This window comes from Peribacillus sp. FSL K6-5616 (genome assembly GCF_038008245.1).
Taxonomy (GTDB): Bacteria; Bacillota; Bacilli; order Bacillales; family DSM-1321; genus Peribacillus; species Peribacillus frigoritolerans.
In genome coordinates this window covers 911,196-934,802 of the sequence record NZ_JBBOYT010000001.1, presented here as the reverse complement: position 1 = coordinate 934,802, position 23,607 = coordinate 911,196, and the positions used below count along the sequence as shown (strand labels likewise).

The following is a 23,607-nucleotide window of genomic DNA, read 5'->3' as shown; positions in this document are numbered from 1 at the left end:
GACCTTCTTGTTATTTTATCCTTTTTCATTTTAACTATTAACTTTCATTTTTGCTATAGTAATTACACATGTCATGACAAAATAATGTTACATTTTTTTAATTGATGAAGAAATCTTGGATATTCTGTCGAATGTTATAGATTGAATATTCCCTTTTTTTCATTTATCATAAAAATTGGCAATCAAAGCGTTAACAATAAGTCATCATGTTTTGCCCAAGATAATCATTTTATTCAGGAGGGTAATTAATGACAAATCTAACGTTAGAAGTAAGTGGAAAGCTGCAAAAATTTTTAACAGGACCAAAAAAGCTCTATATTAATGGTCAGTTTGTAGAAAGTGCTTCAAAAAAAACCTTCTCCACTCCTAATCCTGCTACAGGACAAAAACTTGCCGATGTTTATGAAGCTGATAAAGAAGATATCGACTTAGCCGTCAAAGCTGCACGCAAAGCATTCGATGAAGGTCCTTGGTCAAGAATGAGCGCAGCTGCACGCAGTAGACTGATGTATAAACTAGCCGATTTAATGGAAGAAAATAAAACTGAACTTGCTCAATTGGAAACGTTGGATAATGGGAAACCAATCAGTGAAACTACCAATGCCGACATTCCTTTAGCAATTGAACATATGAGATATTTTGCTGGCTGGTCCACCAAGATTGTTGGACAGACCATCCCGGTAAGCGGAAATTACTTTAACTACACAAAACACGAGGCTGTTGGTGTTGTCGGCCAAATCATCCCATGGAACTTTCCGCTTCTTATGGCGATGTGGAAACTGGGAGCGGCACTTGCTACAGGTTGTACGGTCGTATTAAAGCCCGCTGAGCAAACACCGCTTTCCGCTCTTTACCTGGCTGAATTATTGGCTGAAGCCGGTTTCCCTGATGGGGTCGTCAATATCGTTCCCGGTTTTGGTGAAACCGCTGGACAAGCGCTTGTCGACCATCCGCAAGTAAATAAAATTGCATTTACCGGTTCGACCGAAGTTGGAAAATTAATCATGCGTTCCGCTTCATATTCATTGAAACGGGTCACATTGGAACTTGGAGGGAAATCGCCAAACATCATCCTGCCTGATGCGGATTTCTCAAAAGCCATCCCTGGAGCTTTGAATGGGGTCATGTTTAACCAAGGCCAGGTATGCTGTGCCGGTTCAAGGGTTTATATCCAAAAGAAACATTATGATAATGTTGTTGCCGATATGGCCAGCCATGCAAAAAACATCAAACAAGGGATAGGCCTAGATCCAAGTACACAAATTGGGCCGCTTGTTTCCGAAGAGCAGCAAAATCGGGTAATGGGCTATATTGAAAAAGGGAAAAACGAGGGTGCGGAAGTTCTTGTCGGCGGAAATAAACCGGGTGAACAAGGCTACTTTGTTTCTCCTACTATATTCGCTGGTGTTGAAGAGGATATGACGATTGCTAAAGAAGAGATTTTCGGACCGGTCATAGCGGCAATGCCATTCGAGGATTTAGATGATGTCATTAACCGTGCAAATGCCAGTGAATATGGTTTGGCTGCCGGCTTATGGACAAGCGATATAGCCAATGCCCATTATGTTGCAGGAAAACTCCGTGCCGGTACCGTATGGGTGAACTGTTATAACGCGTTCGACGCAGCTTCTCCGTTCGGCGGCTACAAACAATCCGGAATCGGACGTGAAATGGGATCTTATGCACTGGACAACTATTCTGAAGTGAAAAGCGTCTGGATTAATTTGGGTAAATGATTTACTGACTATTAAGAAAGAGGGTCTCAAAGAGGCCCTCTTTCTTTCAGTCCATTGATTCACTGCACCAAATCATCAAATTATTCAACTATTCAAACCTTTTCAATAGTCTTTCCTTCTTTAGTTTTGGTAAAATGCAAGATAGACAAAATAGCTGCTGGAGCAGCTGCCTGCCGGTTATAATGAACTCCTTCGTATTCGAGTAGTTTTCACAAACGATGTAAAAAGTTTCTTTTTTATATGACAAAAAGTACAATTGAAAATGTAGAAAATGGAAAAGGAGTTTTAAATGATGAGTGAGTTTCAAACGAATTTAGAAAAATATGCAGAACTTGCCGTAAAAGTCGGCGTAAACATCCAACAAGGTCAAACCTTGGTCGTAAACACAACATTAGAGGGTGCTGACCTTGTGCGTCTCATTGTAAAAAGGGCATATGAAAACGGTGCGCGCAATGTCATCGTTAATTGGAATGACGATATCGTTTCACGTACCAAATATGAATTGGCTCCGGATGAGGTGTTCCACGAATATCCAAAGTGGCGCGCAGAAGAAACGATTGAACTCGCAGAAAACGGAGCTGCTTATCTATCCGTCATCTCCTCCAGCCCTGACTTATTAAAAGGTGTAAAGCCTGAAAGGATTGCCAACTACCAAAAAGCATCCGGGACAGCACTGAAGAAGTGGCGTCAATATATGCAATCCGATAAAGTGAGCTGGTCCATAGTTGCCGTCCCTTCAAAGGCTTGGGCTGATAAAGTATTCCCTGAAGAAGCAGAAGGAAAACGTGTTGATCTCCTATGGGAAGCCATTTTCAAAGCAGTTCGTGTTGATGTGAAAGATCCTGTGGAAGCCTGGAAAAAACACGATGATACCCTGCATGAAAAAGTTGATTATTTAAATGATAAGCATTACCAAAAATTGCATTATACGGCTCCCGGAACCGACCTGACAATCGAATTACCCGACAAACATCTTTGGGTAGGGGCAGGAAGCGTTAACGTACAGGGGCATGAATTCATGGCTAATATGCCAACCGAAGAAGTGTTTACAGTTCCATTGAAAACAGGCGTTAACGGTACGGTTTCCAGTACGAAACCACTTAGTTACGGCGGAAACATCATCAATAATTTTTCCGTGACGTTTAAGGAAGGACGGATCATTGAAGTAAAAGCAGAAGAAGGGGAAGAAATCCTAAAGCAATTGGTTGAAACGGATGAAGGTTCACACTACCTTGGTGAAGTCGCGCTTGTTCCATTCAACTCACCGATTTCCCAATCGAATGTTTTATTCTTCAATACATTATTTGATGAAAATGCATCAAACCATCTCGCTATCGGCAGCTCCTATGCTTTCTGTATTGAAGGCGGAAAAAACATGAGTCCAGAAGAACTTGCAGAAAATGGACTGAATGAAAGCCTTACACATGTCGATTTCATGATTGGATCGGATAAAATGAACATCGACGGCATCAAACAGGACGGCACTTCAGAACCTGTCTTCCGTAATGGGGATTGGGCGTTTTAATCAACCGGCTTTAAGCCCGTCCATCACTTGAAAACCTTCAGCCACGTGATTTCTGTAAAACCAGGGATCATGTGGCTGTTTTCTTCATTCACATTTAAAAATAATACCATTAGAATTTTAGCTTTTGTCCAGCAAACTGAATGACATGGCATACCCCTTTATATCATTGGAATATCTTGAACACATCTTTCATTGCCAAATATGTTATACTATTAGTAAAGAGGGTGGCTAAATTGAAAAGCAATAAGTATAATACTGGTGAAACAGTAACTATTCAGGATACTAATGAATCAGTAACCATTAATAAATGGGCATATGTAAAAAACATGAAAAGATATTCTTATACTGTTAAAGAACATCCGACTACTTTTTTCTTTGAAGAAGAATTAAAAAAAGCTTAATGACAAGTCACTAAAAACCTACTCAATCAGAGTGGGATTTTTTTTTGCTTTCATTTTATAGCACAATAAAAAACAGACTCCCATCGAGGAAGTCTGTTCATATAGGTTACGATTTAATTTTAAAAATTAAGCTTTTTGAACGTTAGCAGCTTGAGCTCCACGTGCACCTTGCTCAACTTCGAAAGTTACTTTTTGACCTTCGTCTAAAGATTTGAAGCCTTCGCTTTGGATAGCTGAGAAATGTACGAATACATCGTCTCCGTTTTCGCGTTCGATAAATCCAAAACCTTTTTCTGCATTAAACCATTTAACTGTACCTTGTTCCATTGTTGTTGCCTCCTAGTGCATAACACACATTGTATTACTATTTTTAATCATTTGGAAAATAACGAGTATCCTCTTCCACAACCAAAAACAATTCTTTATTAGATTAACATGAATTGATGCAGATAGCAAATTTTCCAGTGATTATTTAAAGATGGTCCACATTCTTTTTGCCTTCTTATTTTCTTTATTTATCCAATTTAATGATTCAGATAGTAATTAATGGGTATATCAGAGTAATAAGAAACAGTACGATTTTCACTTAAAGAATTATCAACAAGGAGGTCACTCAATGAAATATTACAAAGTTTCTAATAGCGGATTTGACAGTAAGGTTATTGTAGCCTATAGCGGGTATGAGGCACTCGGGTATTATTTAATGGAAATTGATGATCAACTTGGTTTTGTTGATGATATAGATGTAGAAGAAGTGGATGCTGATGATCGAGTCGAGATTTCCTATACCGGTTATCCCGTTTATAAGACACTTAAGGAGCTATATCAAGAGAAAGATTTTTGGCAAGTTCCTAATGTTGTCGTGGAAGTCGAATAATGAAAGCACCCCACCTTTTAGGAGAATTCGAAGTTACCTCCCAATCAACCCGGTCAAATAGTATTTGGTAATTGCCAGATATTCACGGGTATATGATTTCAACAGTGACACTTTTGGTGTCTTTGCCGGCAATCCCTTCATATCCAAGCCTTCTTTTTTTGCTATTTCGACTGCCCGGTAGATATGAAAGTCATTGCTAACGATTAACCCTGAAGTTGCTGTATCAGGAATGAGTTCTTTTGAGAAAACAATATTTTCGTGAGTTGTTGTAGATTTGTCTTCCATCATGATGCGTGCTTCTTCAATTCCTTGGGCGATTAGCCCCTGTTGCATTGCTTTTGCTTCCGATATATCTTCACCCGGTCCTTTGCCGCCAGATACAATGACCACTGTATGTTTATTCGCCGATAAATATTCTGCAGCTTTATCAATCCTGTATTGTAAGGATAATGATGGAACCGAACCTTTGACCCTTGCTCCAAGAATCATGAGGTAATCGGCATTCTCCGGAATTTGCTGGCGAATGCTTTCCTGAATTTCCATATGCAAAAATCCAAAATACCCCAGTACCGCAATGACACTTATTACACAAAAAAGTTTCATCGTCCTTTTCAAAATTTTTCCCCGCTTCTATTCTTTTCATATATAACTTTCATTTCCACTAACTCCTATATAACTAAGATCGAAGAGCGGGAAATCATGAAAGACTTCCCGCTCTTTTCAATCGGACAGTTTATTCTGCGACCATATCATCATATATCAATTTCCCAATTTTACTGATTACTTGACGGCTTTCTTCCTCTGATTTCATATCTTCAGTAAGAACAGCAGCATAAACAGTTTGTGTTTCTGACCGAATGATTGCACAATCATGGGCAACTCCCCGAATTCCGCCCGTTTTGCTTGCGACCTTGACTCCTCTGCCCATCAGCGATGGAAGTTTATCCCTTAATTGTTGGTTGTCAAATACATGCAATATTTTTTCCCGGCTTTCTTTCGTTAAAAAGTTGCCTGTATGTATGGCTTTTAAGCAGGTAATCGTATCTTCTGCCGATATGGTATTGTCGCGCCCTTCTTTTAATGCCTTAAAATCCTGCATTTTTCGTTCAAGGACAGTATTTTTCAAACCAAGTTCCTTGATGCATTGATTGATTTCTTCAAAGCCCAACAGGTTCATCATCATATTCGTGGATGTATTGTCGGAAACAGTTATCATCAATGTCAATAAATCCTCTACGGTCAAAAATACCTTATTCGATAAGACATGCAGGACCCCAGATCCCCCAGTCACTTCACTAGGCGGGATGGTCACTGGTTGGTTCAAATAGATTTTCTTTTGTTCACTTTGACGATAACCTTCGATGATCATTGGTATTTTGATTAAACTCGCTGATTGAAAGGATTCATTCTCGTGATATCCAATCGTGTCCCCAAGACCATTTTCAATTTTATATGCGATTCTCCCATTAAATGTTTCAACTAATGCCAAGATATCATGTTCTATAGTTTGTAAGGTCATCTATTCCCTGTTCCTCCCTTAGATATCATTTAAACCCCTATAAAAAACTCCCTTATACCCTAACTTATTCTACCATGTTAAAAGCAGTACAATCTTATTAGAAATTCCAAATTGAATAAATTTTTGTATAAAAAAAGAGCCTTCATACCGAAAGCTCCGAGTTTGTAGACAAAAGGGGTCCAAATCTGAATTTTTAAACAAAGTTGATTGGAACGGAGGGTACGAGCGGGAAAAGCACGTCCAAGGGAGACCCCACAGGCGCCACGAGCGCCGAGGAGGCTCCCGGACCGCCCGTGGAAAACGAGTGCCTGCAGTGGAAATCAACGTTCATATTTTACACTCCCTCAAAGAATTGTAGGCAATCTTAATTAATATTGTGTAGACAAAAGGGGGTCCCCATCTGAATTTTTAAACAAGATTGGAACGGAGGGTACGAGACTCCTGCGGGAAAAGCGTGTCCAAGGGAGACCCCGCAGGCGCGACGAGCGCCGAGGAGGCTCCCGGACCGCCCGCGGAAAGCGAGTGCCTGTAGTGGAAATCAACGTTCAAATTGTACAAGCCATAAAAATAGACAAACTCGATTTTAATCGAGTTTGTCTACAATCTGAGAGCCTTCATATTGAAGGCTCCCTTAATACCTGTCATTCATCTAACTTTAACGGCACGGCCCATCACTAATGGGAATCGTTTCTTCTCCGTGGTATCGACCTGTGTGATTTCACCATCATGTACGGTTATTAAAACCGATCCATATTGCAGATCTTCCAACCTTGAAATGATATGCCTGATTTTCATTTCTTCTTTCTTTTCCATAATATCTCCCCTTCACTACTGGTAATAAAGCTTCGTTTCATGCCTAATGTTAAAAAGGTTCGCACGACAAGCACATGTGCGCTTCCCACTTTCAATGTGTTCTTGGGAACTTGGTTCACCTATCATATCCTCATCACTTAACTTTCCGTATAAGAATAACCAGTTAATAGGAACTCCATATTCCCTCCCTTCCCTATAAAAAATAAAAGGCACCCGCCATCTAACAGATTAGATGTAAGGGTGCCTTTAGTTGACTAATCGGCAATATTCGGGAATGGCAAATGTTATAGAAAAATACGATTTAATGTGTCAAACCGCATTATTCTTACCAACTAACTTGGTATTTACTAATATAATCCATTTTTATCCTTTTGTCAATCCTGTGTTTAAATTTTCTGATTAGTCCGCCTTTTATATTTTACTTATTTACCACTTTACCAAACTAAACTATTTGAGATATACTATTTTAGTATAAGTTGTCGGTATTAACACACACTTTGTATTTAAGAAAGGTTCGATATAAATGGTAAATAAAAAATGGGGTTTATTGATTTTGACCACTTTCGTAATTGGAAATATGGTCGGCGGCGGAATTTTCATGCTCCCTGCTCAATTAGCACAGGTATCCAGCCCGTTAGGGGCCACATTGGCATGGATCGTTACTGGACTTGGAGTTTTTCTAATAGCTTTGGTGTTTGGTAACCTGGCAGTCCGGAAACCTGATTTGAAGGCTGGACCGCAAAGTTATGCTCAATCATTATTTAAATCTCCTGTTAAAGGAAGAGTTTCAGGGTATAGCATGGCTTGGGGGTATTGGGCTGCGAATTGGGCTGCGACAGCTTCTGTCATCATTTCATTTGCTGGTTATCTATCAACGTTTTTCCCTGTGATGCATAGTCCAAAAGTGATTTATACAGCGGGTTCGTTTCAACTTGAACTAGGTAAAGCATTAACGTTTGCGGTATGTTCCGCTGCCCTTTGGGGGATTCAGGCAATCTTGGTAAGAAGTTTTAACAGTGCTGGGAAAATGAATCTTTTTGCTACAGTTACCAAAGTGCTTGGATTCTTATTTTTCATCATTATCACGATATTCATCTTCGATACTTCCAATCTAGGAAACGGAGCTGAATTTTATGATAAGGCGGGAACTGCAATCTCTTTAGGAGATCAAGTGAACGCTGCTGCCATTTCAACATTATGGGCCTTCATCGGTATCGAAGCTGCCGTCATGCTTTCAAACCGTGCCAAGTCTCAAAATGATGTAAAGAAAGCGACGATTCTTGGTTTACTTATCGCTGTTGCCATTTATATCGGCATTACTTTATTGACGATGGGTGCCATATCACAAGACGAGTTGAAAATATCACAAAAACCGCTTGTTGACGCACTACAAGCAGTAGTTGGTTCAAGCGGCACGTATATAATGGCTGCTCTTGCCGTCATTTCCTTATTGGGATCGACGATCGGATGGATTGTCGTTGCCTCGGAAGTTCCTTACCAGGCAGCGAAATCGGACTTGTTCCCGGCCTATTTTGCGAAAGCAAACAAAAATGGCACACCTGTCCGTTCTATGACTATAACAAATATCATGACACAGATATTCTTATTCTCCACTATTTCAGGTACGATTTTGGAGGCTTATAAATTTTCGATGATCGTCGCTACACTTGCTTACTTGATCCCGTACCTTGCATCCGTTCTGTATCAATTGAAACTGGTGATGACCGGGGAAACCTATGACATCATGAAAGGCTCAAGGATACGTGATGGCATTATTACAATCTTGGCGTTAATCTACTCGATTTGGGTCATCAAGACAGGTACAGCCGATATGAATACATTCATACTTGGCATTGCCTTATATGTATTCGGAATCATCCTATACCCACTCTGGATGAGAAAAAAAGCATAACCTTAAACACCTAGGCATTTATAAATGCCTAGGTGTTTTTTATATTTCTTTCACAATCAATCTGGTTTTCAGCTGTACCGTTTCCCCTGAGCATAACTCCCTCAATCCAGTCAATTTTGCAGGCAAATCCAAATTAGGAGCATTCGTTACCCAAGTATATGGTTCAGGACAAACGAACCCCTCCTGATTGAACAATACCCAAAACTTAAAATGTTGATCGCCTTGATAGATGACTTGTATGCCAGCCTCTTGATCAGTGAGAATGCACTCGTTTTCCGGATTTCTTTCCTTATCATAGCCAAATAAGTCATCAAATTGCCGGCCGTCCAAGCTAATACCGTTTTGGATTTCCAATGTATTGGCCGTTTCATGAATTACACCTGTGGGCAATGATCTTTCATTCAACTCCCAATGTTTATTGACGGGAAGGGATATTCTGCAATCCTCCCATTTACTCACTGCTCCAAATGGAAAATTGAATACAGTATGATAACCTGCTCCCCACGGAAAAGGTTCAATGCCCTTGTTGGCGATTTCCAATTGTATTTCCAATGTTTCAGCCCTTAAAGATAAAGACATATTCACAGTGATATCTTGTGGAAAGCTACCTTTTAGATCAAAATCACTGCTTGAGAATTCAGTATTAATCACGATTTCTTTCCCGTTTACTTCCTTTTTGCGGACTTGCCACGGCATGTCATGCAAAAAACCATGAATATGATTGTATTTTTCCATTTCATTGATTGGGAACTTATACGAAGTCCCCTTATATGTAAATTGACCATCTTCAATTCGATTAGGAGGAAACAGGATTGGCATTCCATATAAAATGGAAGCTTTTTTATACTCCTCTACACTATCCGGAGTTCGCAGCAACTCAATATCCTTATGCTTGTATTTCAATGAAAGCAGATTGCTTCCTAAAGATGGCACAAGTATCCCTTCCACTTTTTCATTGCCGAACTTTATGGCCTTTTCATTTAAAAAAGTGATATCTTCTATATACCCTTTCACTTTTTCTCCTCCTTTGGCTTGAACATATATCCATCCTACTTCCACGGTCCATTTTTTACAACAAATGGAAAATATATTTCGTCCTTAATCTTTCTAAGTTTGAAATTGTAATCGAGGATTTTGCTTAATTTGCTTTGCTATTTTTCTATTTTTCTTTTATCCTTTTCCTTCTTCCGAACGACTTGTAACTTTTTAAATAAAAAAAGAATGCCGTTACGGCATCCTTTTTTACTTATCTATTACTTTCACTTACCAAAGCCACTATACCTTCATCATCATCCAAAACAAGTTCAATACCTGAGTATGGATCTTTATTCATATATTCATCCAGCCATAAACGAAGCGCTTCTATCAAGTTGATGGTGATTAACACTTGTTTCCGGCCATCGACAAACGCTTCCGCCGAAAAGCCATAATCATCATCATACATTAACTCCACTTCCACATCATTAGGTTGTACCTGCTTTTTACGGGCAATGTAAACACAAACCGCATTGATGATATCTTGTTCGGAAATCTTTAGCCTCTCCATGGGTTTGGATCTTCTTTCTTCTTCTTATCTTTGAAATATGTGAATATTTTACGGATTACAACGATTAATACCACAACCGCCATCACGTTGATTAATAGACCAAGTATAGAACCAAGCATTCCCATATTGGCAAATAGGCTACCAAAAAGTAAACCTGCCAATCCTCCTAGCATAAGTCCTTTCATTAAGCCGCCTTTTGCGAATGTGTTTCCACTCTTGGCTTTATTGGCAGTAGTGGCATCGGATTTCTTCGTTTCTTTATTTTGGAAATTCGAATTATTATTGTTGTTGCTGTTAAAGCTTCTTTTTCCGGACTTGTAACCCCTTGCATCGACTGACTCCGTATGATCCTGGAATACATACGTGCCGACTGGCGAGAATGCTAGTGTAATTGTAAGTAATGCAGCCATAAATTTTTTCATCATGTTTTTTTGCCTCCGTTTAATAGTATGGAATGTTGTTTCATTATATCTTTTCCCAGATTAACTGAAAGTCCACATCACCTATCCTTGTTTTATCTTATAGTATTTACGTTGAAATTCAAAATAAGTTTCATTTTTTTTTGATTTTTTTCAAAAAAATAAGCAGGGGCATTTTCTCCCCTGCTTATTATTGAACTATTAGTTTACACGAACGACACGGCCGTTGAACTTACTTGCCCAATATCCGCTATCCATATTGGCAATTGCAACACCTGTTGAACTTTGGGAACCGATAAATTTGCCGCCGCCGACATAAATACCGACATGCCCATCAGTTTTATAGGTATTGAAGAATACTAAATCTCCAGGTTGTTTTTGACTGCTAGATACTTGACGTCCTGCACCTTTCAATGCATCCGTACTGGCTGGAAGGTTCACACCAGCTTGTTTATAAGCCCATGCAACGAATCCTGAACAATCGAAAAGACCGTTAGCGATATCGGATGCCGTTCTTCCGCCACCAAATTTATACGTGGAGTTACCGATATATTTATAACCTGCTGTAATGGCAGAGCCTGTATTTGCACTGCTTGGCTTACTTGATGTTTCAGTTTTACTTGCTGCAGGTTTAGCTGCAGAACTGTTTTTAGATGAATTTGAAGATGATTCAGCTTTAGACGAACTTTTTGCCGAAGCCTCTCCTTTAGACGAACTTGATGATTCTTCGCTAGAAGAACTTGATGATCCTTCACTGGAAGAACTTGATGATTCTTCACTGGAAGCATTTGAAGAATTCACTTCTTCAGCAGCACGGTCAAGATCTGCTTTTTCCGATGCTTTACGTTCTTCCTCTTTTTTGATATTTTCACGAATGGAAGCTATTTGTGCTTCTAGACCAGCATCTTTATTCTCTAAAGATTGTTTAAGCGCCTCTGTTTCAGATTCTTTCTTTTCGATCTTAGCCTTCATATTGACAGTTTCAGCTTTTTGATCTTCAATTTGCGATTGCATGCCTTTAAGCTCTACTTCCATATCCTTAAGGCTTTGCAATTTCTTCTCAACGGTCGCTTGTTTTTTCTCTAAGTCAGCTTTATCCGCTTCCTGCTCGCTAAGAATCTGTTGGTCAGCTTCCACGATAGTGGCTACCGCCCCAACACGATTAACGAATTCACCAAAGCTTTTAGAACCTAAAACAACTTCCAGGTACTCAACGTCCCCGCCGCTCTCTTGGAAAGAAAGTGCGCGCTCTTTCAAGACTTCCTCGCGTTTTGCGATTCTTTCTTCCAACGCTTTAATTTCTTTCTTTAAAGATTCTATGTCTTTTTCGGTGTCTTTAATTTCTTGTTTAGTATCTTTGATTTTTTGATCATTTTCCTTCATTGCCGATTCGATCTGGGCAATTTGGGCATTCATTTTCGATTGTTCTTTTTTCAATTGCTGAATAACTTGTTCTGCCTCTGAAATATCTGATTGTATTCCTGTACGTTGCGATTGAATATCCGTGATAGATTCAGCTTTTACAGACGGTATGGCAAAAGCGCTTCCTAATCCAAGCATAATTGTCGTGTTCAATACGATAAGTTTTTTCTTCAAACTCATTTCCCCTGCTTTCCTCCCCTTGCATTTCCATCGACCCACTTCTTTTTCTCTATGAAAAATGATTAGTCAAAATAAATTGCTGGGAACTCTTCTCTATTTTTTTTACTCTTTATGTAATCTTCTAAGGTTGAGATAATATTAAATACATTTCTTAAACTCTACTATGTTTTCATCTAAGTCGTAGTATATCATCAGATTTTGTCAAATACGTGATAACAATATTACAATTATATTTCAATTTTAACATTAAACATAAAGATTCGACTTTTTCACGTGATAAAACATCCAATATCTTACATAATCACCTTCACATTTTGATGCAAGACTTTCTATCTAGTGTTTAGCACCAAGGGACCATGGACTATTGGCAGGCAAAAACATACCACCTGTGAATGCACGGTAGCCCTTTTGGAACAGATTTCAGCTCATTTACCAATCTTAGAGGAAGGTTTACTGACAGCCTATTAAAAAAAACCGCTTTCAGCGGTTTTTCCGACAATATTCGACCCACTCTTAAATTCCAGCCATAAAGTCGACAAAAACTTTCAATTCTTTCGGTCGGACGAATACCCTTTCCCCTTTGCTTATTTCCAGATTCATATATTGTTCCTTCGTCAGTTCGATTTCCAGCGGTTCGTTTGTATCCTGACGAATGACTTCTATCCGGACGATGGGGCCAATAGTATGGATGTGGTCAATTATGGATGCGATCGAATCCTTTTCCGCTGTTTCTCTTTCTATGATAAAGTTATGGGCCCTTACATAACCGGTGCCCGCTCCATCTTCACTGCCCGGGGCATTCATTTCTACATTGCCAGTAACCAATTTCCCTTTATGCACGTTGCCCTTGAATAGATTGACACTGCCTAGAAAATCATAAACAAAGGGATTTTCAGGGTGATCATATACTTCTTCCGGGGTTCCAATTTGTTCAATTTTCCCTTCATTCATGATTACGACCCGATCAGCAACATCCATCGCCTCTTCCTGATCATGTGTCACGAACACGCTCGTTACATTGAATTCGTCGTGAAGCCTTCTTAGCCAACGCCGAAGTTCTTTGCGAACCTTGGCATCCAATGCCCCGAATGGTTCATCAAGCAAGAGGATATTCGGTTCAACCGCCAGTGCCCTTGCCAATGCGACACGCTGGCGCTGGCCGCCTGATAATTGCGATGGATAACGATCTTTATATCCTTCCAGCTTGACGAGTTGAAGCAATTCGGTAACCTTTTGTTCGATAACTTCTTTACTGGGCCTTGTTTTTCTTGGGCGGACCTTTAATCCATAGGCGATATTATCAAAAATGGTCATATTACGAAAAAGGGCATAATGCTGAAAGACGAAACCCACATTTCGATCTTTTACATGCTTATGCGTGTAATTCTCTTCATTAAAAAGGATTTTTCCGTTCTCAGCCTGTTCAAGGCCTGCGATGATACGCAGTAATGACGTTTTTCCCGATCCGGAAGGGCCAAGCAGGGCTACGAGTTCACCGCTCTTTATTTCCAGATCGATGTTCCGGAGTGCTTGATAGGACCCGTAATATTTTGTAACATTTTCAATGATGATACTCATTTCATTCCTCCTATCTCGCTTTGGTTGATTTAAAGTCCGTTTTCCACTCTATGAAGCTTTTAATGATCAACGTTATGATTGCAAAGATGGACATCAGGGATGCAACCGCAAAAGCGGCCGAAAATTGATATTCATTGTACAAGATTTCAATATGAAGCGGCATCGTATTGGTCATGCCCCGTATATGTCCCGATACGACCGATACAGCTCCAAACTCCCCAATTATTCTGGCATTGCAAAGGATGATTCCATATAGAAGTCCCCATTTTATATTGGGAAGCGTCACATACCAAAATGTCTTGAACCCTCCCGCACCCAGCGTGAGTGATGCCTCTTCTTCAGATGTCCCCTGACTTTGCATGAGCGGGATCAATTCGCGTGCAATGAATGGGAAGGTAATGAAAATGGAGGCAATGACAATCCCTGGTATTGAAAAGATCACTTTAATGTCAAGTGATTGCAGCAGTGGACCAAGTGTTCCATGTAAGCCGAACAGAAGGACAAAAATCAACCCGGCAATGACCGGTGATACGGAAAAAGGCAAATCTATCAATGTTATTAAGAAGTTTTTTCCCTTGAAATCATATTTTGTTATGGTCCAAGCGGCAACCACTCCAAATATGGCATTGAGCGGCAAGGTGATGAGGACAACGATCAATGTTAACTTAATCGCAGCCACGGCATCAGGATGGGCGATGGCCGCAAAATAAGCTTCGGCACCTTTTTCAAAGGCTTTTACAAAGATTGCGATTAATGGGATTACTAAAAACAAAGTGAGAAATAGCAATACAATGGAAATGAGGATCCACTGTATGGACTTAGGCTCTTTAGTTGCGTTTCTCGTAATAATGACTGGGTGATTCGCTTTTGCAACCACTGAATTATCATGTTCCATCATATCCCCCCTACTTCCCTGAATATCTTTTGCCGGTCCACCATTGTAAGATATTGATGGTGAACAAAATTATAAATGTAATAATGAGCATGACGGCTGCAACAGCTGTTGCACCTTCATAATCATACTGTTCAAGCTTTGTCATGATGATCAGCGGGGAAATTTCCGTTTTAAATGGCATATTTCCGGCAATGAAGACAACGGATCCATACTCTCCAAGTGCCCTCGCAAAAGAAAGGGCAAAACCCGTCAATATCGCTGGGATCAATTCCGGGAAGATGATTTTAATGAATGTCTGCATTCGATTCGCCCCTAAAGAGGCAGATGCTTCTTCCATCCCTTTTTCGATATTTTCAAGCACCGGTTGAACCATCCGCACCACGAATGGCAGACCGATAAATATAAGGGCGATGATGATCCCTGCGGGAGTGAAAGCGACTTTAAAGCTGAAAAATTGCCCGATCCATCCGTTCGGTGAATACAAGGTGGTCAACGTAATCCCTGCAACGGCAGTCGGGAGGGCAAAAGGCAAATCAACCAGTCCATCGATGATCTTTTTGCCGGGAAACTCATAACGAGTAAGCACCCAGGCAATCAATACACCAAAAACTGCGTTAACAATGGCCGCAGTTAACGCTGTCAAGAAACTCAATTTATAAGAAGCGAGAACCCTCGGTTCAGTTATGGTCGCCCAAAAATCCTGGAACCCCATTGAAAATGTGTTTAGAAAAACCATCGATAACGGGATCAAAACGATGATGGTGAGATACAGTAGCGTAAAACCCATCGTCAATCCAAAACCGGGTATGGTCCTCTTTTTCGTCTGTTTACCTTCAGTCACTATATTCATCGCTTCGCCTCAACCCTTTTTCTGATTTATGAAGGAGAAGATGTTAAAGCCACACCTTCTCCTTCATGCTTATTGCTGTTGGTAAATCTCGTCAAATGTGCCACCATCATTAAAATGTGTTTCCTGGGCACTTTCCCAACCGCCAAATGTATCATCAACAGTCACCATATCGATATTGGCAAATTGGTCTCCATATTCAGCGAGAACCTTCTCATCCCTTGGACGATAGAAGTTTTTCGCAGCAATTTCCTGACCGGCATCCGTATACAGATATTCCAGGTAGGCTTCGGCCACTTCCTTTGTTCCTTTTTTCTCGACCACTTCATCGATAACAGCTACCGGTGGCTCTGCTAATATACTGATTGAAGGGTTGACGATTTCATATTTGTCATCACCGAATTCTTCCAGTGTTAAATAGGCTTCATTCTCCCAAGCAATCAGTACGTCACCGATTCCCCTTTCCACAAAAGTGGTCGTTGCACCGCGGGCCCCTGAATCCAGGACTTCAACATTCTGATAAAGTTTTTTCATGAAATCCTTCACTTTTGTTTCGTCATTATCGAAATTTTTCTCCGCATAAGCCCAGGCAGCCAGGTAATTCCACCTTGCCCCTCCGCTTGTCTTTGGGTTTGGTGTAATGACGGATACATCCTTTTTAGTCAGATCATCCCAATCTTTAATGCCTTTAGGATTATCTTTTTTCACCAAAAACACAATCGTTGATGTATATGGTGTCGAGTTCTCCGGTAAACGTTTTTGCCAATCCTTCGCTAATAGGTTACTAGCTTCATAAATGGCATCAATATCATAAGCCAATGCCAATGTAACGACATCCGCCTCCAATCCGTCAATGACAGCCCTGCCCTGTTTACCAGATCCGCCATGTGATTGTTGAATCGTTACATCCTGACCTGATTCTTCTTTCCAGTGCTTCACGAACGCTTCATTGAATTCCTGGTACAATTCCCTTGTCGGATCATATGACACATTCAAAAGCTCTACTGACTTCGATGTTCCGTCCCCTTTCGTTTTTTCCGAGTTGCATCCAGCAAGTACACCGAAGGCTAAAATCAAACTTGTCAATAACATCAACTTTTTCATGAGCTTCCCCCTTTTTTTACAGCAAAAAAGGCATTCTATTTCCCTTCATTTATTTTTCGGGAGATAGTATGCCTTCAGTTCTCTGATCAGCAATTATTTTATTTTTTGTATATCCTTACCATAAAACAAAGTTCACCAAGTTGTCAACTAGGTATTGCATGTCCCTTTAATTAAATTCATTCACGCTTTGCAGGTTGAAAAATCCCCTAAAAGAGAAGGGCTCGATCCACCGGGGAGATCGAGCCCTTTTGAATACCTTGCCAACAATTATGAATTGGATGATTTTTGATAAAGCTTATTTTCCACGATATACTGATAACACTGATCAGGCAGTAAATATCTTGGTTCCCCGCCCATTGCGAATTCATCCCTTATATATGTAGAACTGATTTCCATGGAAAGGCCTTTATCAATAAGGTGAAATGTATTGCCATCATCATAATTCCTTAGCAATGGACTTTTGGATATGATTTTCAGCATATCGATTCCATCCCGAGCCATGACGATGAATTTATGATTGGCAATCAATTTTTCCCTGAATTTCCATCGTAAGTGTACCGGCAACTCCTGATTATCAATATCTTCAAGTAAATCTGCACCCATTATGAAGTAAACTTCGTCTTTTGGAAATCGTGATTTAAAATATTCCATCGTATACCAAGTATATTGTTTACTCGTTCCGGCACGTTCATTAATTTCATAATCACTGACTTCGAATATCGGGTTGCCCCCTATTGCCAGCTCGAGCATTTGCCAACGGTGTTCATTGCTTGTTTTCATCTGTTTATCGATACGGCCATTTGCGCAAGGTAAAAAAATCACCTTGTCCAGCTTAGCACGATGCGCAATGGTGGATGCTGTCCATAAATGCACATTCGTGACCGGATCGAAGGAAGATCCGTAAATCCCAATTTTGCCCATCCTATTATCCCCCTAATCAGCCTTTCTTTTTCACCACGGCCCTGACCGGGCTCCCGTCCCCTGCTTCCAATGCCAGCGGCAATGCAGCCAAATCGTACAGCCCAGGCTCCAGTCCATCAAGGACCAGCCCTTCGAGGATATGAATTCCGCAGCCTGACAGTTTATTGTGGGCAGGCAATTCTTTGCTGTCGAGACAGTCGACTGAAGGTAAATCAAGCCCAAGGAGCCTAACCCCTTTATTTGCAAGGAAGGGAGCTAAATCTGGTTCAACCGGTGGAATCCATTCCGGAAAACGGCTAAGGTCCTTCCATTGACCTGTTGCCACCAACAACCGCCGGACCCCTGTCAATTCGATGCCTTCAAAAGCTTTAATGCCAATGCTTTCAGCTGCATCCACCTTTACTACGGTAGCAGTGCCAATATATAAATCAAGATCGAGTTCGATGATTTTTTTTCCATTCTCATCAAAATGATAGGGAGCATCAATATGAGTTCCTAAATGTGTACTCATCCGGATTTCCCCTACATTGACGGAAGACCCTTCAGCCATTGATGAATTCAGCCGATATGAATATTGCGTATCTCCTGGCCAATATGGCGTATTTTCATTCAGGCGCTGAGAAATATCTAACCATTGATTCATGTGTTCACCCCTCTTTACAGTTTGGTCCTTAATGTCCATAGCTCAGGAAAAAATGGCTGTTCGACCACTTTCTTCAGATAACTTACACCGGACGATCCGCCAGTTCCCTTTTTATTGCCGATGATACGTTCTACGGTGCTCATATGATTGAATCTCCAGAATTGTTGTTGACTTCCAATATCAACGAGTTTTTCGGCCAGCTCATACAAATCCCAGTAGTTATGCACATCACGGTAAACGGTCAGCCACGCGCTTTCAACACTTGCATTTTCCTGATAAATGACAGACCAGTCCCTGTTCAATACCGATTGATCAATGGGAAGCCCCCTTGCAGCCAAAGCCCCTATAGCCGCATCATAAATACTAGGTTTATTCAAGGCTGCCATCATCGACTCATAAAGCTCAGGCCGATGACGGAAAACGGCCAATATTTGCGAATTCTTTTGACCCATCGCAAATTCTATCAACCTGTTCTGAAATGATTGAAACCCTGAAGAGTTTCCTAGTTTCTCCCGGAATTCCATATAATCGGATGGCGTCAAGGTCGAAAGCACATTCCAGGATTGAACTAGTTGCTGTTGGACCCTGGCCACTCTGGATAGCATCTTAAAGGACGGCTCCAAATGTCCTGCCACAATATGATCAGTTGCCGCAGTCAATTCATGGATGATCAATTTCATCCATAATTCACTTGTTTGATGAATGATGATGAACAGCATTTCATCGTGATGGCCGGAAAGCCGATGCTGACTTGATAAAATTTGATTTAAATGCAGATAGTCCCCATAGGACATATCTTTTTCAAAATCAGTTACCATAATTTCTTCCAAACGATGTTCATCTCTTGGACCCTTATCCATACCATCCCTCTTTCCCTTTACTTTCTTTTGAATTTCGACATCAATAAATAAACGATGCAAAGAAAGATCAGCCAAGGAACCCCGAACTGGAGCACGATTTTAAATGGGCCAGTGAACCAGGTGGATACCGTCAATGCAAACAAAAGAAATGCACCAAGAATCGTTAGATATGGAAATCCATACATTTTAACCGGTAATTTGCGGCCCCCTGATTTCTCCCACCTCTTCCTGAAATATAAATGGGAAATGAACACCATGAGCCAGGTTAGAATGGCTCCGAACATCGATATCCCCATCATGAATGCATATGAAGTATCCGGAAGCAGGACTTTTACTCCTGCAGCAAGAAATATTCCTAAAGTGGATATGAGAAGGGCCCTTAGCGGGACACCTTTCCTGCTCACTTTTTGAAATAGGGCTGGAGCCTGATGTTGCTCGGATAATGAAAATATCATTCTGGTGGAGGCATATAATTGACTATTCATTGCAGATAAAGCAGCGGTTAAAATAATGAAATTCATTATCCCAGATGCCCCGGGGACATTCAGGATTTCCATTACCTTGACAAATGGGCTCTTATCAATACCGGCAGCTTGCCAGGGAACAATCATTAACATGATCCCGATAGTCAGTACATAAAAAGTGGCAAGCCTGAAGACAGTTGCCTTCAAAGCTTTAGGTACGGCTATATCCGGGTCCTTTGCTTCCCCCGCCGTCACCGCAATCAGCTCAGTTCCTAAAAAGCTGAAGAGCGAAATGAATATGGCGACCCAGAGCCCCCAAAATCCGAAAGGCATAAAACCTCCATCATTGGCATAGTTCTCTACACCGATCCCGCTTGAAGGTTCGGCGCCAATCACCACGTAGGCCCCCAGTAGAATGAATATGACAATGGCGCTTATCTTAATCATTGAAAATACATACTCAAAATTGCCGAATGTATTGACACTCGTCGCATTTACATAGATTAGCAGTGCAGCAAAAAGAAAAATCCAAATGCTTCCAGGTATATCCGGAAACCAATATTTCATATAAACAGCGATGGCACTCACTTCGACACCAATGGCAAGAACATTCGCTATCCAATAGGAATACCTCACAACAAAACCCGCAAATGGACTTATATATTTTTCCGCAATGGTTCCAAAGGATCCCGATGTTGGATAGGCTACAGTCATTTCCGCCAAACATCCCATCAGCAGAAGGACAATGAATGCACCTATTGCATAGCTGATAAGTACACTTGGACCAGCCGTTGAAATCGCAAGGCCGCTGCCCAAAAATAACCCGGTGCCAATTGCACACCCCATGGCTATCATAGTGATTTGATTCGATGATAATTCACGTTGCAGCTTATTATTCTCCATATGTTGCTCCCATTCTAGGCAATGATTCCCCTTTTATTTTCATAGTTTTCATATAATCTGCCGTCCATGATCTTCTTGAGTACCTGTACAGTTTCATAGACTTCCTGAAAAGAGGTATAAAGAGCGACAGGTGCTAAACGAATCATATTCGGTTCACGATAGTCGGGAATGATGGCCTCTTGTTTCAATGCTTTACATATTCTCGCAGCTTCTGGATGTTCAAGGATGATATGACCGCCCCTTTTTGATTCATGCCTTGGGCTCCCAATTTCAAATCCATATCCCGTTAATTCCGATTGTATTAAATCCATAAGATATTGAGTCAGCCTCAAGGATTTCTTCCGAACTTGTTCTATCCCCGCTTCCGCAAACATTTCAAGCGAGCCTAAAAGGGGAGCCATGCTTAATATATGGGGAGTTCCAATTTGAAAGGCACCTGCCGAATTGGCCTGGGTAAAGGTATGTTCCATAGCGAACTGCTTATCTTTCCGCGAGCCAAACCATCCAGCCAATCCAGGCTTCCTTGCGAAATGCTTCCGATTCACATATAACCCCGCTACACATCCTGGTCCGCCATTCAAATGCTTATAATTACACCAAAAAGCGAAATCCACTTCCCAATTATCAAACAAATGCGGGATGGCACCCACAGAATGACAGGCATCGAATCCTATCATGATTCCACGCGCATGCGCTTCCTTCGTTAACCTTTCCATATCAATTATCTGACCGCTTCGATATAAAACCGTCGGAAGGACAATCAACGCTATTTCCTCGTTCATCTCTTCAATGATGTCATCTTCTTCAAGGAATTTACCATCTTGGCTTTTCACCTGAACCAAGTGTGCCGAAGGGTCAAGCCCATGCAATCGTAACTGGCTTTGAAGTGCATAGATATCACTTGGGAAGGTTAGTTCATCCGCCAAAATCTTATTCCTGCCAGCTCTCGGTTCAAAAAAAGTGGCTGCAAGCTGATGCAGATTAGCCGTAGTCGACCCTCCCATTATCACTTCATCCTCTAAAGCTCCTACCAACGGGGCACTCAATTCACCCAATCTCTCAGAAAAGTAAAACCAGGGCTCTGCACCCTCCGTCCAGCCATCGATCCCATACTTTTTCCAATCTTCCAATGACTTCATTAAACTTTTCTCAGCCCGCTTCGATAAAAGTCCCAATGAGTTGCCATCCATATAAATCATCCCGGGGTTTAAATAGAACTCCTCTCTGTAAGAAACTAATGGATCTTCCTGATCCAACGTTTTCGCATACTCTTTCGTTGACATGAAATTATTGATATCCATGTTCTCCCCGCTTCCTTCCAATCCACTTTTTTTCACTTGTAAATCCCTACCCCATCCCATGCCAACCTTATCATTCTGTCAGGATCTTTTTCAATATAATCCTTTTTATCAAAAATCATTGTGTAGTGGTTGGTTTCATCATATTTCGGCCAAATTTCACCTTCCGGGGGGTTGGGGTTTCCATATTTCGCAAAGTTGACCCAATGGCCCTGCATTCTATGGGAAACCTTTAGGGCAGCTGACCTTGAACCATATGAAACAATCCGTTTCCCGAATGCCGAGTCGAAGGTCTGGAAAGCAAAAGGGATATCCATACCATGTGTCGCCCCTAATTTACTTATGCGCATGGCCGCCGTTTTATAATCAAAACGATACATCCATGTTTTTTCAAAGCGGCTGTATGCCTCTGCATACCAAACCGAGGGAATATGGAATGTCGCATCACGGCCAATGCCTAGTACAGCTTCCTTTTCTGGGTAGTTTGTATAAGCATTCGTAATTCGCTCTTTCGCCTTCGGATCAGTATTTTCGAACATTTTATGAATCATCGCCGTATTAGTTGGGATTAAAGGGGGGTCCATCTGATCGAATAATGTCGCTTCGTCCCTATTTGTTCCTATAAGCAAGGGTATTCCCCCTGCTCTTCCCGATCGAATCGAATCTAGTGGATAATCGGGCAGGAAGTCACCATCTACGACTGGTCCAAATGCTAGTGAGCCCGGCATTTCCTGTGAATTTTCCTGCAAGAGTTGGTGGGAGGCAGCGACAATCTCTTGAACTGGTAGTGTTTTTAATCGGTGGATTTCACCCTTTCCAATGCCCAATATCTCAAGGAACCTTTCACTGAATTGGCGCGCAAATCCTTTTCCGTAAACAGATGTCGGAGCAGGACTTTCTGCAATGGCCTGTTTAAAAAGCCCCCTCGCTGAAGGTACAGTAAGTAAAGTCGTCACCGCATTACCGCCAGCTGATTCACCAAATATCGTAACATTATCAGGGTCGCCGCCAAACGCTTCTATATTTTCTTTAACCCATTTCAGAGACGCAACTTGATCATGTAAACCTAAATTGTTTTCAAATATTTCCCCTTCACCTGCCAACTCGGTAAAATCCAGATATCCCAGTGCCCCCAGCCTATAGTTGATGCTTACCACGACTACATCTCCATTTTTAGCCAGTAAGTGTCCATTGTACATATCAAGGGATCCAGCTCCCGTTATATATGCTCCTCCTGGAATCCACACCATGACCGGGCGTTTATTATCATCAGCTCTAGGGGACCAAATATTCAGGAACAAGCAATCCTCATCCATTTTTTCATTTCCGCTCATTCCTGTTCTTACCGCACGATCCATCGGCTGCGGGGGAACGGGACCAAAATCCACTGCATCCATGACACCGCTCCAATTATCAACTGGCTCCGGAGAACGGAAACGCAGCCCATCAATCGGCGCTTTCGCATACCTGACTCCACGCCAAACGCATATATCGTTTTCCATAGTACCTTGAAGATGTCCTTTTACCGTCGTAACTATTGATCCAATCATTCCCACTCACCTCTTCATATAGTAGTAGATATGTAAGTTCTTCTTTTTCCATTCCCTTATATCCTTCATCTTTATCGAAAAAAGATCTATGGAGTCCGTTCATCCGAAATAAAGGAATGCCATTGTATATAAAGCTCCGGTTATCCTCAGGAGTTTGAATTGTTATTTTAAATAATGGTTTTCAAATGACCCGT

At 41.1% G+C, this 23,607-nt stretch carries 23 protein-coding genes; 5 read left to right on the top strand and 18 right to left on the bottom strand.

Going from position 1 to position 23,607, the window contains the following annotated elements; genetic code table 11:
- Window positions 1-248 precede the first annotated feature (248 nt).
- From MHB45_RS04475 to MHB45_RS04465, 3 genes are all read left to right on the top strand, one after another.
- Entirely contained in the window at window positions 249-1,736 is a 1,488-nt protein-coding gene (locus MHB45_RS04475) for an aldehyde dehydrogenase family protein (protein ID WP_048687300.1), read from the top strand.
- Window positions 1,737-2,028: 292 nt separating this feature from the next.
- Window positions 2,029-3,261, top strand: coding sequence for an aminopeptidase (locus MHB45_RS04470; RefSeq protein WP_072272651.1), 1,233 nt, complete (start codon window positions 2,029-2,031; stop codon window positions 3,259-3,261).
- A 233-nt stretch (window positions 3,262-3,494) separates the two neighbouring features.
- Window positions 3,495-3,662: a hypothetical protein gene (locus MHB45_RS04465; RefSeq protein ID WP_164855016.1), complete on the top strand. Its 168-nt coding sequence runs from the start codon at window positions 3,495-3,497 to the stop codon at window positions 3,660-3,662.
- 126 nt (window positions 3,663-3,788) lie between these two features.
- Here MHB45_RS04465 and cspC read toward each other — a convergent pair whose 3' ends face one another.
- Window positions 3,789-3,989, bottom strand: coding sequence for a cold shock protein CspC (gene cspC, locus MHB45_RS04460; RefSeq protein ID WP_034314312.1), 201 nt, complete (start codon window positions 3,987-3,989; stop codon window positions 3,789-3,791).
- A 289-nt stretch (window positions 3,990-4,278) separates the two neighbouring features.
- On the opposite strand from cspC, the gene MHB45_RS04455 reads away from it, so the two are divergent.
- Complete coding sequence (locus MHB45_RS04455; protein WP_048687304.1) at window positions 4,279-4,539, top strand: hypothetical protein; 261 nt, start codon at window positions 4,279-4,281, stop codon at window positions 4,537-4,539.
- Window positions 4,540-4,572: 33 nt separating this feature from the next.
- On the opposite strand, the gene MHB45_RS04450 is transcribed toward MHB45_RS04455, so the two are convergent.
- From MHB45_RS04450 to MHB45_RS04440, 3 genes are all read right to left on the bottom strand, one after another.
- Window positions 4,573-5,142, bottom strand: coding sequence for a YdcF family protein (locus MHB45_RS04450; protein WP_048687314.1), 570 nt, complete (start codon window positions 5,140-5,142; stop codon window positions 4,573-4,575).
- Between the two features lie 130 nt (window positions 5,143-5,272).
- Complete coding sequence (locus MHB45_RS04445; protein WP_048687307.1) at window positions 5,273-6,058, bottom strand: serine hydrolase; 786 nt, start codon at window positions 6,056-6,058, stop codon at window positions 5,273-5,275.
- 645 nt (window positions 6,059-6,703) lie between these two features.
- Window positions 6,704-6,853 carry a DUF2292 domain-containing protein gene (locus MHB45_RS04440; protein ID WP_373689788.1) on the bottom strand — a complete coding sequence of 50 codons (150 nt, stop codon included), beginning with the start codon at window positions 6,851-6,853 and terminating at the stop codon, window positions 6,704-6,706.
- Between the two features lie 541 nt (window positions 6,854-7,394).
- Between MHB45_RS04440 and MHB45_RS04435 the strand changes: the two genes are divergently transcribed.
- Window positions 7,395-8,783, top strand: coding sequence for an amino acid permease (locus MHB45_RS04435; RefSeq protein WP_048682921.1), 1,389 nt, complete (start codon window positions 7,395-7,397; stop codon window positions 8,781-8,783).
- A 39-nt stretch (window positions 8,784-8,822) separates the two neighbouring features.
- Here MHB45_RS04435 and MHB45_RS04430 read toward each other — a convergent pair whose 3' ends face one another.
- The 14 genes from MHB45_RS04430 to MHB45_RS04365 all read right to left on the bottom strand — a co-directional run bounded on the left by MHB45_RS04430 (window position 8,823) and on the right by MHB45_RS04365 (window position 23,413).
- Complete coding sequence (locus MHB45_RS04430) at window positions 8,823-9,797, bottom strand: aldose 1-epimerase (RefSeq protein WP_048682924.1); 975 nt, start codon at window positions 9,795-9,797, stop codon at window positions 8,823-8,825.
- Between the two features lie 232 nt (window positions 9,798-10,029).
- Window positions 10,030-10,329, bottom strand: a complete 300-nt coding sequence (locus MHB45_RS04425) for a YxcD family protein (RefSeq protein ID WP_048682927.1) — start codon at window positions 10,327-10,329, stop codon at window positions 10,030-10,032.
- Entirely contained in the window at window positions 10,317-10,751 is a 435-nt protein-coding gene (locus tag MHB45_RS04420; RefSeq protein WP_048683039.1) for a hypothetical protein, read from the bottom strand. The genes MHB45_RS04425 and MHB45_RS04420 overlap by 13 nt, the downstream gene beginning before the upstream one ends.
- Before the next feature lie 198 nt (window positions 10,752-10,949).
- Window positions 10,950-12,350, bottom strand: a complete 1,401-nt coding sequence (locus MHB45_RS04415; protein WP_309077207.1) for a C40 family peptidase — start codon at window positions 12,348-12,350, stop codon at window positions 10,950-10,952.
- A 513-nt stretch (window positions 12,351-12,863) separates the two neighbouring features.
- Complete coding sequence (locus MHB45_RS04410; protein WP_340907431.1) at window positions 12,864-13,928, bottom strand: sulfate/molybdate ABC transporter ATP-binding protein; 1,065 nt, start codon at window positions 13,926-13,928, stop codon at window positions 12,864-12,866.
- A gap of 10 nt (window positions 13,929-13,938) precedes the next feature.
- A complete protein-coding gene (gene cysW, locus MHB45_RS04405) occupies window positions 13,939-14,823 on the bottom strand; it encodes a sulfate ABC transporter permease subunit CysW (RefSeq protein WP_142953063.1) in 885 nt (294 codons plus the stop codon).
- Between the two features lie 10 nt (window positions 14,824-14,833).
- Entirely contained in the window at window positions 14,834-15,673 is an 840-nt protein-coding gene (cysT, locus tag MHB45_RS04400) for a sulfate ABC transporter permease subunit CysT (protein ID WP_048682939.1), read from the bottom strand.
- 69 nt (window positions 15,674-15,742) lie between these two features.
- Window positions 15,743-16,774, bottom strand: coding sequence for a sulfate ABC transporter substrate-binding protein (locus MHB45_RS04395; RefSeq protein ID WP_072272647.1), 1,032 nt, complete (start codon window positions 16,772-16,774; stop codon window positions 15,743-15,745).
- Between the two features lie 267 nt (window positions 16,775-17,041).
- Window positions 17,042-17,695 (bottom strand): nicotinate (nicotinamide) nucleotide adenylyltransferase, encoded by a 654-nt coding sequence (gene nadD / locus MHB45_RS04390; RefSeq protein WP_048682944.1) that lies wholly within the window; start codon window positions 17,693-17,695, stop codon window positions 17,042-17,044.
- Window positions 17,696-17,711: 16 nt separating this feature from the next.
- Entirely contained in the window at window positions 17,712-18,338 is a 627-nt protein-coding gene (gene kynB / locus MHB45_RS04385; RefSeq protein WP_048682948.1) for an arylformamidase, read from the bottom strand.
- Between the two features lie 14 nt (window positions 18,339-18,352).
- Window positions 18,353-19,198: a tryptophan 2,3-dioxygenase gene (kynA, locus tag MHB45_RS04380; protein ID WP_072272646.1), complete on the bottom strand. Its 846-nt coding sequence runs from the start codon at window positions 19,196-19,198 to the stop codon at window positions 18,353-18,355.
- Between the two features lie 17 nt (window positions 19,199-19,215).
- On the bottom strand, window positions 19,216-20,565 hold the full coding sequence (locus MHB45_RS04375) for an amino acid permease (protein WP_072272645.1): 1,350 nt from the start codon (window positions 20,563-20,565) through the stop codon (window positions 19,216-19,218).
- 14 nt (window positions 20,566-20,579) lie between these two features.
- Window positions 20,580-21,866, bottom strand: coding sequence for a kynureninase (gene kynU, locus MHB45_RS04370; protein ID WP_072273756.1), 1,287 nt, complete (start codon window positions 21,864-21,866; stop codon window positions 20,580-20,582).
- Between the two features lie 32 nt (window positions 21,867-21,898).
- Window positions 21,899-23,413, bottom strand: a complete 1,515-nt coding sequence (locus MHB45_RS04365; RefSeq protein WP_253349159.1) for a carboxylesterase/lipase family protein — start codon at window positions 23,411-23,413, stop codon at window positions 21,899-21,901.
- Between the last annotated feature and the right edge of the window lie 194 nt (window positions 23,414-23,607).